Here is a 12,646-nt window from a genome sequence, read left to right as displayed (position 1 = left end):
CGTCTCGTATGACGAATCCCTCTCGGCCGTCGCGCTGACTCTCGTCCGCAGGCATCGGCCGGTGTGGTCGTGGCGGCTCTGGCGGCGCATCTGCCGCTGTGCAGACCTGCCATGCCGTGCCCGGCACCGGATTCCGATCAATCGTGGCCACTGGCCGCAGGAGGGTGAGCAGTGAGTAGCGGGCAGGAGCAGGCGATCCTCGCGGTGCACGTCCGAGGGATCGACGGCATGTGCGTCGGCTGCCGGGTGTGGTGGTCGCAGCTGACTCCGTATCCGTGCTGGCAGGTGGACTGGGCGACCAGCCGGCAGGCTCGGACGATCACCGCTCGGTTCCTGGGGGGTGTGTGGTGACCGCCCACGGCCCGGTCATGCCGATTTGGAGCTGCGGAGGCTGCGACCTGCCCTGGCCCTGCCCCACCCGCAAGCAGGAGTTGCGGGCGGAGTATGCCGACGCTCCGGTGTCGCTGGCCCTCTACCTCGGCTCCTATCTCGTCCAGGCGACCGAGGACATGCCGTGGACGCCGGCCGGCGTGTTGCACCGCCGCTTCTTCGGCTGGACCGGGGCGGCCGAGCAGCCCATGCCAGCAGTACAGCCGCGAAGTGCAGCAACCGTGCCAGCCGAACCGGGCCGAGAAGCGCGCCAGCAGGCCGTTTGACCTCGCATCGGGCCCGATCCGACCCGCTCGCCGAGAGTTCACACCGAAGAGGTCACTGGTTCGATCCCAGTATCGGACGCGCCACCACCACGTACGCCGAGGCGTAACGGCAGCGGCTCGCGTGTCAGCCGTTGATGTACGGCCGCTGGGACGACGCCGCCCGGGCGCACGCCGCCGCCGACACCGCCCAGCGGTCCTTGCCGGTGAGCCAGGCCTGCAACGCCGGCTACCAGCCGGACGTCGTCGCGCTGCACGCCCGACTGGCCCGGCTCGCCGCCCCGGTCCTGCTGCTCGCCGGCGAACGGGACCTGTGGCCGACGGCCGAGTTGGTCCGCCAGGCAGCCGGCCGGTTCGCCGACGTGACGGTGACCGTGCTGCCCGGCGCCGGCCACCACCCGTGGCTCGACGACCCGTCCGCCTTCCGCACGGCCGTCGACACGTTCCTCGCCTGCCCGCCGCGCTGACCCTCCTGCGCACCGGGCCCCGGTCGGGCCCGGTTGTTGTCGGCGGGCCTTGCCCTGATCAACCAGTCCGGGTCCTTCCTGCGGCGCGGTGGGGGAGTGGGTGGTCACCGGTCGTGCTCGCGCAACCAGGCCGCATAGTCGGCGACGGCGGCGTCGAGGTCGTACGCGGGCGCGAAGCCGGTGTCGGCGCGCAGCCGCTCGATGTCCAGCACCACGTCGCGAACCGGTGCGTGGTCGCTGCGGCCCGGGGCCAACGTCACCGGGGCGTCCGGCACGATACGGGAGATCGCCGCGGCGATCTCGCCGTTCGTGGTGAGCGTCCCGCTGCCGACGTTGTAGGTCCGGTGGCGCAGTGCGGTCGACGTCGCGAGCAGCGCCAGGGCGCGGCCGCAGTCCCGTGCGTACAGCATGTCGATCGCGTCGTCGGCGTGCGGGGCGGACGCGCCCGGCACCGGTGCTCCGCGGACCACGGCGTGCACGAGCTGCGGCGCGGCGAAGAACGGGGAAGCCGGCCGGCCGAGCGGTCCCCAGATCGCGCCGATGCGGGCGACGATCACGCCGAGCCCGTCGTACGCGGCGACGGCGTCCGCGACGACCTCGGCGACCTTCTTCGCGGCGGGAATGGCGTGCAGGCTGGCGATCGGCAGCGGGCTGTCCTCGCGCAGCACGCCGTCGGCGGGCGATACGCCGCCGTAGACGCCGATCGTGCTCGCGAGGACGACACGGTCCACGTTCCACTCCCGGGCTGCCCGCAGGATGGTGAAGCAGGAGCGGGCGTCGGCCCACAGCTTGTCGAGGGTCGAGCCGTCGCCGAGGCCGGCCGCGGCGAGGTGGACGATGCCGGTGATGTGGTGGCGCCTGCCCGCCGCCAGCACGCTGTCGAGGTCGGTGCAGTCGATCCGCGCGATCTTCGCGGCTGCGGGCGTATCGGCACCTGCGGCGCGGCGCTGCCCGAGCACGACGTCGTCGCCGAGGTCGAGCAGGCTGCGGGCGGTGTGCGAGCCGATGAAGCCGAGCCCGCCGGTGACCAGAATCATGTCGATCATCTTCCTGAGAGGGGGAACTCGCTAGCCGGCTAACGATTATCCTAACGCGGGCGATCGTTAGCCGGCAAACGAACCGTAGGATGAGGTGGTGACCGACCTGATCCGGCTGCTCACGCGAGCCCAGAAGCTGTTGCGCGCGGCCTCCGACGAGGCGATGCGGCAGCACGGGGTCCGCATCGGGCAGAACCTCGTCCTCGAGGTGCTGTGGGAGACGGACGGCCTGACGCCCGGCGAACTGGCCAGCCGGATGGGCGTGACGACACCGACCGTGGTGAACACGGCAACCCGGATGGAGGCGGCGGGGCTGCTGCGACGCCGCCCGGACCCGACCGACGGCCGGCTCGTCCGGCTCTACCTGACCGCGAAGGCACGCGCCGCGCAGCAGCCGATCCAGGAGGCGCGACGGCGGCTCGCCGAACGAGCCACCGCCACGCTCACCGAGGCCGAGCGCCGCCATCTCGCGAGCGCGCTCGAAAAGATCATCGAACAGATGAGCTGACACCCGATCACGACGGGTGGGCGGAGGTCGACTCGCTACCGCTCGGACCTGTCGACGGCGGCAACACCGTCGATCTCGACGCGTACGCCCTCGCGGACGAGTTGCGCGACGACCGTCGTCCGGGCCGGCAGCACCGGACTGTCCGCGAAGAACTCCTGGTACACGCGGTTGAAGGTGGCGAAGTCCCGCCGGTCACCGAGGTAGCAGGTGCACTTGACGATCAGGTCCTTCCGGCTGCCCGCCGCGACGAAGACCGCGACGAGGTTGTGCAGCACCTGCCGCGCCTGGGCGGCGAAGTCGTCCGGTATCGCGTTCGTGGCCGGGTCCAGTGGGCCCTGTCCGGACGTGAAGACGAGGCCGTCGACCCTGACGGCCTGGGACAACGGTGGCTCGGTGCCGTCCGGGAAGCGGGCGAACGGGGCGTTCTCGGTGTGGATGGCGTTGATCACGCCCGCGATTCTTCCGCACCGCCCCCGTACGGGATCGCGGCGCATCCTCGGTCCGGGAGCCGGCAGGTGTCGACCCGAGGTCGGTCCGCGCCACGGAGAAACGCGGCCAATCGCTTTCCCGAGGTGCCTGATCGGTCAGGTCGCCCCGTCATCCTTTCGGGGATACCACGGCCGGCGAAGATTGACCGCTAGCCGACTGAGACATCGGTCACTACACCGGTTGGTGAAGCCGTAGATGTGGCCTGACCAGCCACTTTGGTGGATGGAAGTGCGTCGGCCGGCGGCCGGGAAAGGGGCGTGACGCTGACGGGAAATTCACTGTCAGCTAGCCGTCCGCCATTCTGCTTTCCCTACCGGCCGGCCATGCCGCTCACTGTAGACATCCATTTGATGAAACGGGAGTGAGCCGTGTCCACCACCAATGAGACCGGGCAGGCCGTTGTCCTCGGCGGCAGCATCGGCGGGCTGCTCGCCGCGCGGGTGCTGAGCGAGTCGTACGCGAAGGTGACCGTCTTCGACCGGGACGAGTTGCCGGCGGAGGCCGCCGACCGCAAGGGTGTGCCGCAGAGCGAGCACTCGCACGGCCTGCTGGCCCGCGGCCGTCAGGTCCTGGAGGAACTCTTCCCCGGCCTGACCCTCGACCTCACCGCCCAGGGCGCCGTCCCCGTCGACATCCAGCGGGACTGCCTCTGGGTCAACGACGGCCACCGCATCCCCCGGGTCGCCTCCGGACTGGAGGGGCTCTGCGTCAGCCGGCGCGCCCTGGAGGCGTACGTCCGGGACCGGGTCCGTGCCCTGCCCAACGTGGAGATCCGGGACCGGTGCGAGGCGGTGGGGCTGCTCGCCGACCCCGACGGCGGCACGGTCACCGGCGCGCGGATCCTGCCCCGAGGAGGTCGCGAGGAGCGGCACGCCGCCGACCTGGTCGTGGACGCGACCGGCCGCGGCAACCGCGGCCCCACCTGGCTCGCCGAGCTGGGCTACCAGCCGCCCACCGAGGACCGGGTGGATCCCCGCACGGTGTACGTCTCCCGCGACTACCGCCGCGTCCCGGGCCAGGCCGACTTCGCCGCCTTCGTCTGCAGCCCGTCGCCGGCCGCCCCGTACGGCGGGGTGGCCATCGCGGCGGAGGGCGACCGGTGGATGGTCACCCTGCTCGGCGTCGGCCCGGACCAGGCCCCGCCGACCGACCCCGAGGGTTACCTCGCCTTCGCCGGGCGGCTGCCCGCCCCCGAGCTGCACGCGCTGCTGAGCCGGGCGGAGCCGCTCGGCCCGCCGAAGCGGATGCGGCTGCCCACCAGCGTGCGTCGCCGCTACGAGCACCTCGCCCGCCTGCCGGAGGGTTTCATCGCGGTGGCCGACGCGGTGTGCAGCTTCAACCCGGCGTACGGGCAGGGCATGACGGTGGCCGCGGCCGAGGCGATGGTGCTGCGCGACTGCCTCCGGCAGGGCCGGCGGGACCTGCCCCGCCGCTTCTTCGCGGCGGCGGCGAAGGTGGTGGACGTGCCATGGGACATGGCCGTCGGCGCCGACCTGCGCCACCCGACGATCGTCGGGCCGCGCAGCCGCCGGACCCGCTTCCTCAACGGGTACGTCACTCGGCTGCACGCCGCCGCCACCCGGCACCCCGTCGTCGGGCGGCGCTTCCTGAGCGTCGCAAACCTGATGACGCCGCCGCCGGCGCTCTTCGCGCCGGGGATCGTCGCCCGGGTGCTCTGGTCCGGCCGGCGCGCCACCCCTCAGCAGGTCCGTCCGGAGCTGGCGGCACCGGTCGAGGAACTGGTCAGCCGGTAGGCCGGGCCGCACGGGCGGACCGGGACGGCCGCCCACCCGGGTCGCATCCAGGAGGACGCGGCTCCCCGGTCACCCGACGGGAGCCGCGTCCTCGCGGTGCAGACCTGGTGCCGTCAGTGGCCCGGACCAGGGTTGCGGTAGCGCTCCACCTCCGACCAGACGGCGGACATCCGGGCGAGACAGCGGTCGAACACCTGGGCGTGCTCCAGGTAGGCGGCGCGGTCCGGCCCCGGGTGCACGCAGAGGTCGTCCGCGTCGTTGACGGTCCAGGGCGGCACGTCGTGGCCGAGGGCGCCGGGCAGCAGGGAGGCGACCCCCCGCGCGCCGAGCTCGCTGGTGAGCTGCCGCCGCACCGGGCGGCCGAGCACGTCGGCGAAGATCTGCGCCCACACGGCCGACCGCGCCCCGCCACCGGCCAGCCGCCAGGGCCGGTCGCCGACGTCGGCGCCGCTGGCCAGCACCCGGTCGAGCTGCATCCGGTGGTACTGCGCGACGCCTTCGATGACCGCGCGGGTGAGGTGGCCGCGGCGGTGGTTGCTGGAGATGCCGAGGAACGTGCCGGACGCCGACGGATGCTCGGGCGAGCCGTTGACGAAGGGCAGGAACAGCAGGCCGTCGGCGCCCGGCGGCACCGCGGCGGCCTCCTGCAGCAGTTCCGGTGCGGCGACGCCGCCGGTCTGCTGGTGGGGCACCCCGGCGCAGGCGAGCCATTCGAGGTTGGCCGCCGAGGTGGGGGCCACCTCCATGGCCAGCATCGTGGCCGGATCGGGCATGAACGCGCTGAGCGTGACCTCCGGGGCGGGGGTCCGCGCGGGCACCACCACCCCGTTGATCGCCCAGGTGCCGACGATGATCGTCCCGTCCCCGAGCTCCCGTCCGCCGGCGCCGAGCGTGGCGGCGACGCAGTCCATGCACCCGGCGATGACCGGCAGGCCCTCGGGCAGCCCCGTGCGGGCCGCGGTCGCCGCGCTCAGCCCGGCGACCACCTCGTCGGACCGGCGCAGCGGGGGGAACCGGTCCAGGTCGGCGGCGGGCAGCCCGACCAGTTCGAGCGCCGTCGGCGTGTACGCGCGGGTGTCGAGCCCGACCATGCCGAACGCGCTGGCGTCGCTGTAGTCCGCGCCGGCCACGCCGGTGAGCTGCGCGGTGACCCAGTCTTTGCAGGACAGCACCCACCGGGTGGCGGCGTACGTCGCCGGCTCGGCGTCCCGCAGCCAGCGCAGCAGGACGGCGGGCTGGGCGGCCCACGGGATCGACCCGGTCTCCCGGGCCAGCCGGCGGGCCCCCTCCGGCGGGATCGCCTGGACGATGTGCTGCGCCCGGCTGTCCGACGAGGCGATGGCCGGCCCGATCGGGCGCAGGGACCCGTCGACCGGGTAGATGCCGTTGCCGTGTGCGGCCACGCCGATGCCCGCCGGGGCGTACCCGTCGGCGGCCAGCTTGCCGCCGACCTCCGCCAGCAGCGACAGCACCGTGTCCGCCAGCGCGGTCATGTCGACGTCGTGGCGGTGGGCGGTGACGCTGGTGCGCGGAGTGCGGGCGTGCACCACGGCCAGCTCGTTCCCGACGACGTCGAACGCGGCCACCTTGGTGGCGGTGAGGCCGACGTCGACCCCGAGGTAGCAGGTGTGCGGAATCGTCACGACGTCCTCCTGTCGCTCGTTCCGGTCGCCGGGACGAGGTGCAGCCCGCGCGGGCGGAAGCGCCGCAGCTCCGCCCGGTAGGCGGCCACCTCGGCGTCGGCCCGTCCGGGGTCCCAGCCGAGCTGCCGTACGGCGACGTCCGCGCAGGTCACGGCCGTCGACACCGCCATGTCCGGGCCGAGGCCGACCAGCGTACGGCGAAGCAGCACGTCGGCCAAGGTCACCGCCCGCTCCTCCCGGAAGGCGAGCACCACCTCGGCGGCGACCGCCCCGGTCCGCTCGTCGACGACCTCGGCCAGTGCCGGGTCGGCCTCGGCGAGTTCCAGCACCCGGCGGGCTCGGACGCCGTAGATGTCCAGCAGCCGGGCCGACTGGGCGGGGGTGAACGGGGTGGCCGACCGCTGGAAGTCGGTGCGGAAGGCGTACCAGTCCGGGGTGTCGGCGCCGGGCAGCGGCCGGGTCCGGGTGGTGCACCGTTGCCGCGGCCGGCCGAGCACCTTCAGCGCCTCGTCGGTGGCGTCCTCGCCGAGGGCGCGGTGGGTGGTCAGCTTGCCGCCGATGATCGTGAGCAGCCCCTGGTACGCGGGCGCGTGGTTGAGCACGGTGTGCCCACGACTGATCTTGGCATTGTCCGACACGCCGGCCGTGTACGGCAGCGGGCGGATCCCGGCGACGCTGTACAGCACGTCGTCCGGGGTGAGTCCGGCCTGGGGGAACAGCCGGTTGGCCTCGGCCAGCAGGTAGTCGATCTCGGCGTCGCTGGCGACGACCTCGTCCAGGTCCCCCTCGTAGGTGAGGTCGGTGCTGCCGAGGACGTACCGGCCCGCCCAGGGGAAGATGAAGATCGGTCGCTGGTCGGCGGCGGCCTCGAAGAAGATGCAGGTGTCCGGGGCGCCCGGGAACGGGTCGACGATGATGTGGCTGCCCTTGGTGCCGCCGTTGAGTCGCGCGCTGTCGACCTGGCCGTCGAGGATCCGGTCGATCCACGGCCCGGCCGCGTTGATCGTGAGGCGGCCCCGGATCTCCGCCGCGCGCCCCGACTGGTTGTCCCGGGTCCGGACCCCGTGCACGCGTCCGTCGCTGACGAGCAGACCGGTCACCGTCGTGTACGTCAGCACCCGCGCGCCCAGCCGCTCGGCGTCGATCAGCAGCTCGACGCAGAGCCGCTCGGCCCACGGCACCTGGGCGTCGTGGAAGAGCACGCCGCCGCGTAGCCCGGTGCGGGACAGGTGGGGCCAGCGCCGGGCGATCGCCCGGGCGGACAGGCCGCGGCTGCGTCCACGCCCGCGGCCCGCCGCCAGGACGTCGAACGCGGCCAGGCCGAGGCGGATCAGCGGTCCCGGCCGGCTGTCGCCGGCGTAGAACGGGATCAGCATGGGGTAGTCGTGCACCAGGTGCGGCGCGGTGCGGAACAGCAGGTGCCGTTCCCGGATCGACTCGTGCACCAGGGTGAAGTCGTAGCGTTCGAGGTACTTCAGACCGCCGTGGATCAGCCGGCTGGAGGTGGCGGTGGTGCCGGCGCCGACGTCACCGCGGTCGACCACGACGACGCTCAGGCCCCGGCTGGCGGCGTCTCGGGCGATGGCGAGACCGTTGATGCCGGCGCCGACGATCACAAGGTCGACGAGGTCATCGGCGCCGGTCTGTGGGTGTGGCATGAGGAGCTCCCGGAGATGCGGGGTGCGGGCCGGGTGGGCGGCCCGCACCCCTGGCGATGATCAGGACGCGGAACCGGCCGACCGCTCCCGGAACAGCTCGTAGGCGTCCTCGGGCTTGGCGTCGTCGTGCACCACGGCGCGGACCGCGGCGAGCATCGCGGCCGGGTGCTCGCTCTGGAAGATGTTGCGGCCCATGTCGACGCCCGCGGCACCCTCCTGCATCGCCCGGTACGCCACGGTCAGCGCGTCGAGTTCGGGGAGCTTCTTGCCGCCGGCGACGATGATCGGCACCGGGCAGGCGGCGGTCACCGTCTCGAAGCCCTCGTTGACGTAGTACGTCTTGACGATGTGGGCGCCCATCTCGGCGCTGATCCGGGTGGCGAGCCGGAAGTAGCGGGCGTCGCGGACCATGTCCTTGCCCACGGCGGTCACGCCCAGCACGGCGATGCCGTGCCGCTGCCCGGCGTCCACCAGGGCGGCGAGGTTCGCCACCGACCGGGACTCGTGCTCGCCGCCGATGAACACCTGGATGGCCAGCGCCGCGGCGTTGAGCCGGACGGCGTCCTCGATGTCCAGGGCGATGTGCTCGTCGGAGAGGTCCTTGAGCACGCTCGGCCCGCCGCTGGCCCGCAGCACGATGCCGGCGCTGCTGTGCGACGGGATGCTGGTGCGCAGGGCGCCGCGGGTCATCATGATCGCGTCGGCGTCCGGCACCAGCGGGGCGATGTTGGTGTCGATCCGCTCCAGGCCGGCCATCGGCCCGAGGAAGTAGCCGTGGTCGAAGGCCAGCATCACCGTACGGCCGTTGTCGGGCCGGAAGATCCGGGACAGCCGGTTCTGCAGGCCCCAGTCCTGGGCGTGGGCTCCCTTGACGTGGAAGCCCGCGGCGGTGGGAGCGGCCCCGCCGAAATCACGGGCGTCGAGCAGACCGTCGGTGTCAGCCATTGTGGTTCTCTCCTGTGTCAGTTCCAGCGGTGGTCGCGGCCGCGGGTCGCGGCCGTCGACGGGGTCGGGTGGTGCCGGCGGCGGTGCGGAGCGTTCCGCCACCGGCGAGTAAGAGGACGAACAGCACCAGGCCGCCCTTGAGCAGGTTCTGCGCGGCCGTGCTCCAGCCCACGAGGTTGACGAGACCGTCGAGCAGGATGAAGAACAGCGCGCTGCCCCAGATGCCGACCGGCACGGCCCGGCCGCCCGAGATGAGCGTGCCGCCGATGACGACGACGGCGACCGAGTCGAGCAGGTAGCGCGTGCCCAGGTCGGGCGACGGCGCGATGTAGGCGGCGAGCAGCGCGCCCGCCAGTCCGGCGAGGGCGCCACTGGCCAGATAGGTGGCGGCGATGATCCGGCCGACCGGGATGCCGGCCCGTTCCGCGGCCGGGCGGCTCTGGCCGACCGCGAGCAGCGAGCGGCCGTACGTGGTGCGCCGCAGCAGCGCCACGACCAGCGCGGTCAGCGCGGCCACCGCGACGGCGAGCACGGGCACGCCGGCCGGGCGCAGGTTGAGCAGCGCGCGCAACCCGTCGTCCGGCACCGCGGTGAAGCCGTCGGCCAGCGACAGCGTCAGCGAGGAGGCGATCAGCCCGGCGGCCAGGGTGGCGATGATCGGCGGGACGGACAGCCCGAGGATCGCCACCACGCTGACCACCGCCACGGCCAGCCCGGTCCCGATGCCGGCCAGGAGGCCGACCGGCACCGACCCGGTGGACGCGGTCACCTGGACCGCGACGAACCCGGCCAGGGAGATGACCGGCGCCACCGACACGTCGATGTTGCCCGGCCCGGCGGTGATCACCAGCATCTGGCCCACGCCGACGATGACCAGGTACGGAGCCAGCGACAGCGCGAGCGAGACGGTCTGCCCGCCACCCTGGCTGGAGATGGCCAGGATGGTGGCCCAGACCAGCGCGGCGGCGACGAAGCCCCAGATCCAGGGGCGGGCGAGCGTACGGAGGGTCATCGGAGCACCTTTCCGACCACGACGCGGCCGGCGAGCACGGCCAGCACGATCGCGCCCTGCACGGCCGACTGCATGTTCGACGGCACGTCGAGCAGGCTGAGGACGACACTGACCAGGCCGAGGGTGATGCCGCCGATGGCGACCCCCCACGGCACGGCGGTGCCGCCGGCGAAGGACCCGCCGCCGAGGATCACCGCGGCGACCGTGATCAGCGTGTAGCTGGTGGCGGACGAGACGTCCCCGCCGCCGGTCTGCGAGGCGAGCACGAGCCCGGAGAGCACGCCGAGCGTGCCGGCCACGGCGTACGCGACGACCCGGGCGGCCAGCGGTCGCAGGCCGGCCCGTTGCAGCGCGACCGGGTTGCTGCCCAGCGCGCGGACCCGCACCCCGACGGAACTGCGGGCGGACAGCAGCCAGACCAGCGCCGCGACGACGAGGATCGGCAGCAGCGGGGCGGGGAAGCCGCCCGGCTGCCAGGAGCCGAAGGCCGCCAGCCACTCCGGCGTGCTGCCGCCCGGGGTGGGCAGGACGAACAGTCCCAGACCCAGCCAGACGAACGAGGCGCCGAGGGTGGCGATCAGCGACGGCACCCGGCGCAGGTGGATCAGCGCGCCGAGCACCGCGTACGCCGCCACGAGCCCGAGCAGCAGCAGCGCGCCGGTGCCGGGGGAGGAGACCAGCTTCGTGGCGGTGATGACGGTGACCAGGCCGACGAAGTTGCCGATGCCGAGGTCGATGTCGCCCACCGCCATCAGCACCATCTGGGCCTGTGCCGCGATGACCAGCGGCACGGTGGTCGAGAGGATCAACGCGAGGCCGGGCACGGTCAGCACGTCGGACTGCAACGACGAGCAGACCACCACCATGGCCACCATGGCGACCGTGCTGACGATGGCGGGTCCGGTGCGGCGCAGCACGGCCCGGGACGGCATCGCCGTCGCGACGAGATTCGTCATCGCGGTGCTCCTGTCGACTCGGATTCGGCGAAGGAGACGGCGATGATCCGTTCCTCGGAGATCTCCGCGCCGGTCAGCTCGGCGACGACCCGGCCGGCCCGCAGCACGTAGACCCGGTCGCAGTGCGCCATCTCGGCGTTCTCGCTCGAGTACCAGACCACGCTGCGGCCGCCTGCCGCCTCCTGCCGGATGAGCGCGTAGAGGTCGGTCTTGGTGTGCACGTCGACCCCGCGGAACGGGTCGTCGAGCAGGACCAGGTCGGCCGTGGAGGCGAACGCCCGGGCCACGATGACCTTCTGCTGGTTGCCCCCGCTGAGCTCGGTCATGGCCGCGTCGGCGCCACCACGGATCGCCAGCCGGTCCACCCAGTCGCGGACCGCCGCGTGCTCCGCCCCCGAGCGGCGTACGCCGTACCGGGCCAGGCCGCGCATGGCGGTGACGATGAGGTTCTCCGCTACGGACCACAGTGGCAGGACGCCGGAGCGCTGCCGGTCACCGGGGACGTAGGCGCGGCTGCCCTCGACCCGGGTGTCCCGGCGGGCCGGGCGCCAGAGCCGTTCGAGCACCTGCTGCTGACCCTGGCCGGCGAGCCCGGCCAGGCCGACGACCTCACCCCGGCCCACCGTGATCGACACGTCGTGCAGGCCGTGGCCGGTGGCGCCGCGCAGTTCGGCGACGACCGGCCCCGCACCGGCCGGCCGGGCGGGCGCGGGCGCCGCGGTGGGTTCGACCACCTCGGCACCCATCAGGGTGAGCACGTCCCGCTCGCTGAGACCGCCCGCGGGCCGCTCCGCGACGACCGCGCCGTCGCGCATCACCGCGACGCGGTCGGCCACCGAGAGCACCTCACGGATGCGGTGCGAGATGAGCAGGACGGCCGTGCCCCGGGCGGTGAGCCGGCGGACGTACGCGTAGAGCGAGCGGGCGGCGTCCGGGCCGAGCGACTCGGTCGGCTCGTCCAGGATCAGCAGGGCGAGCCGGTCGACCAGGCTGGCCCGGACGATCTCCACCATCTGCCGCTGGGCCAACGACAGGTCCTCGACCCGGTCCCGCGGCGACACCCCGTGGCCCGGGAACATCTCGTCCAGGCGCCGGGCGACGGCCGTGCTGGCCGCCCGCCGCCAGCCCAGCCGGGGCAGGCAGTGCCGGGAGGAGACCCAGATGTTCTCCGCGACCGTGAGATCCGGGCAGAGCGACGTCTCCTGGTAGGCCATCCGGACGGCCCGGAACGGGTCGGCACCCGGCGCCTCCTGCCCACCGACGACGACCGTGCCCTCGTCGCACGCTTCGAGGCCGGCGAGGACGCGCATCAGCGTGCTCTTGCCGGCGCCGTTGTGACCGACGAGGCCGAGCACCTCACCGGCGCGGACGTCGAGGTCCACGCCGGTGAGGGCCCGGGTACGCCCGTACGTCCTGGTCACCCGCCGCGCGGTGACGACCGGCGGTGCCGCGGACGGCGTCCGGCCGCCCTGCGGCGGGGCCGCGTGCGACCCCACCGGCAGGTTGTCGACGTGCATGATGCGC

General features: G+C 73.4%; 13 protein-coding genes. 5 read left to right on the top strand and 8 right to left on the bottom strand.

Features of this window, described 5'->3' with window-relative positions:
• Positions 1-171 precede the first annotated feature (171 nt).
• The 3 genes from ACGFI9_RS03615 (at position 172) to ACGFI9_RS03605 (ending at position 1,120) form a co-directional block, all read left to right on the top strand.
• Positions 172-351 carry a hypothetical protein gene (locus tag ACGFI9_RS03615; protein ID WP_393174474.1) on the top strand — a complete coding sequence of 60 codons (180 nt, stop codon included), beginning with the start codon at positions 172-174 and terminating at the stop codon, positions 349-351.
• The gene (locus tag ACGFI9_RS03610; protein ID WP_393174472.1) at positions 348-656 is read left to right on the top strand and encodes a hypothetical protein; all 309 of its coding nucleotides are present in this window, start codon (positions 348-350) and stop codon (positions 654-656) included. The genes ACGFI9_RS03615 and ACGFI9_RS03610 overlap by 4 nt, the downstream gene beginning before the upstream one ends.
• Before the next feature lie 134 nt (positions 657-790).
• Entirely contained in the window at positions 791-1,120 is a 330-nt protein-coding gene (locus tag ACGFI9_RS03605; RefSeq protein ID WP_393174470.1) for an alpha/beta fold hydrolase, read from the top strand.
• 104 nt (positions 1,121-1,224) lie between these two features.
• On the opposite strand, the gene ACGFI9_RS03600 is transcribed toward ACGFI9_RS03605, so the two are convergent.
• Positions 1,225-2,166: an NAD-dependent epimerase/dehydratase family protein gene (locus ACGFI9_RS03600; RefSeq protein ID WP_393174468.1), complete on the bottom strand. Its 942-nt coding sequence runs from the start codon at positions 2,164-2,166 to the stop codon at positions 1,225-1,227.
• Positions 2,167-2,254: 88 nt separating this feature from the next.
• Here ACGFI9_RS03600 and ACGFI9_RS03595 point away from each other — a divergent pair, with 88 nt between their 5' ends.
• Positions 2,255-2,665, top strand: a complete 411-nt coding sequence (locus tag ACGFI9_RS03595) for a MarR family winged helix-turn-helix transcriptional regulator (protein ID WP_393174466.1) — start codon at positions 2,255-2,257, stop codon at positions 2,663-2,665.
• A 35-nt stretch (positions 2,666-2,700) separates the two neighbouring features.
• Here the strand turns inward: ACGFI9_RS03595 and ACGFI9_RS03590 are convergent, their stop codons facing one another.
• Positions 2,701-3,114 carry a RidA family protein gene (locus ACGFI9_RS03590; RefSeq protein ID WP_393174464.1) on the bottom strand — a complete coding sequence of 138 codons (414 nt, stop codon included), beginning with the start codon at positions 3,112-3,114 and terminating at the stop codon, positions 2,701-2,703.
• A 408-nt stretch (positions 3,115-3,522) separates the two neighbouring features.
• On the opposite strand from ACGFI9_RS03590, the gene ACGFI9_RS03585 reads away from it, so the two are divergent.
• Positions 3,523-4,908, top strand: coding sequence for an FAD-dependent oxidoreductase (locus ACGFI9_RS03585; protein WP_393174462.1), 1,386 nt, complete (start codon positions 3,523-3,525; stop codon positions 4,906-4,908).
• A 113-nt stretch (positions 4,909-5,021) separates the two neighbouring features.
• Here the strand turns inward: ACGFI9_RS03585 and ACGFI9_RS03580 are convergent, their stop codons facing one another.
• From ACGFI9_RS03580 to ACGFI9_RS03555, 6 genes are read right to left on the bottom strand one after another with little or no spacing between them, the layout of a single operon-like run.
• Positions 5,022-6,551: an FGGY-family carbohydrate kinase gene (locus ACGFI9_RS03580; RefSeq protein WP_393174460.1), complete on the bottom strand. Its 1,530-nt coding sequence runs from the start codon at positions 6,549-6,551 to the stop codon at positions 5,022-5,024.
• Positions 6,548-8,209, bottom strand: a complete 1,662-nt coding sequence (locus ACGFI9_RS03575; protein WP_393174458.1) for a glycerol-3-phosphate dehydrogenase/oxidase — start codon at positions 8,207-8,209, stop codon at positions 6,548-6,550. Before ACGFI9_RS03575 ends, ACGFI9_RS03580 begins: the two co-directional genes overlap by 4 nt.
• A gap of 60 nt (positions 8,210-8,269) precedes the next feature.
• Positions 8,270-9,154 (bottom strand): 3-hydroxy-5-phosphonooxypentane-2,4-dione thiolase, encoded by an 885-nt coding sequence (gene lsrF, locus ACGFI9_RS03570; protein WP_393174456.1) that lies wholly within the window; start codon positions 9,152-9,154, stop codon positions 8,270-8,272.
• Positions 9,147-10,166 (bottom strand): ABC transporter permease, encoded by a 1,020-nt coding sequence (locus tag ACGFI9_RS03565; RefSeq protein ID WP_393174454.1) that lies wholly within the window; start codon positions 10,164-10,166, stop codon positions 9,147-9,149. The genes lsrF and ACGFI9_RS03565 overlap by 8 nt, the downstream gene beginning before the upstream one ends.
• A complete protein-coding gene (locus ACGFI9_RS03560; RefSeq protein ID WP_393174452.1) occupies positions 10,163-11,122 on the bottom strand; it encodes an ABC transporter permease in 960 nt (319 codons plus the stop codon). Before ACGFI9_RS03560 ends, ACGFI9_RS03565 begins: the two co-directional genes overlap by 4 nt.
• Positions 11,119-12,639 carry a sugar ABC transporter ATP-binding protein gene (locus ACGFI9_RS03555; RefSeq protein ID WP_393174450.1) on the bottom strand — a complete coding sequence of 507 codons (1,521 nt, stop codon included), beginning with the start codon at positions 12,637-12,639 and terminating at the stop codon, positions 11,119-11,121. The genes ACGFI9_RS03560 and ACGFI9_RS03555 overlap by 4 nt, the downstream gene beginning before the upstream one ends.
• Positions 12,640-12,646: the final 7 nt, after the last annotated feature.

Origin of the sequence: Micromonospora sp. NPDC048930, assembly GCF_043197935.1 — a bacterium.
Lineage (GTDB): Bacteria > Actinomycetota > Actinomycetes > Mycobacteriales > Micromonosporaceae > Micromonospora.
Note: the sequence above shows the minus strand (reverse complement) of the source record. Positions and strands in the feature narration are given on the sequence as shown.

Coding starts and splice junctions, on each gene's coding strand:
- ACGFI9_RS03605 (WP_393174470.1), top strand. CDS start 791: ATGTACGGCCGCTGGGACGACGCCGCCCGGGCGCACGCCGCCGCCGAC.
- ACGFI9_RS03565 (WP_393174454.1), bottom strand. CDS start 10,166: ATGACCCTCCGTACGCTCGCCCGCCCCTGGATCTGGGGCTTCGTCGCC.
- ACGFI9_RS03600 (WP_393174468.1), bottom strand. CDS start 2,166: ATGATCGACATGATTCTGGTCACCGGCGGGCTCGGCTTCATCGGCTCG.
- ACGFI9_RS03575 (WP_393174458.1), bottom strand. CDS start 8,209: ATGCCACACCCACAGACCGGCGCCGATGACCTCGTCGACCTTGTGATC.
- ACGFI9_RS03560 (WP_393174452.1), bottom strand. CDS start 11,122: ATGACGAATCTCGTCGCGACGGCGATGCCGTCCCGGGCCGTGCTGCGC.
- ACGFI9_RS03555 (WP_393174450.1), bottom strand. CDS start 12,639: ATGCACGTCGACAACCTGCCGGTGGGGTCGCACGCGGCCCCGCCGCAG.
- lsrF (WP_393174456.1), bottom strand. CDS start 9,154: ATGGCTGACACCGACGGTCTGCTCGACGCCCGTGATTTCGGCGGGGCC.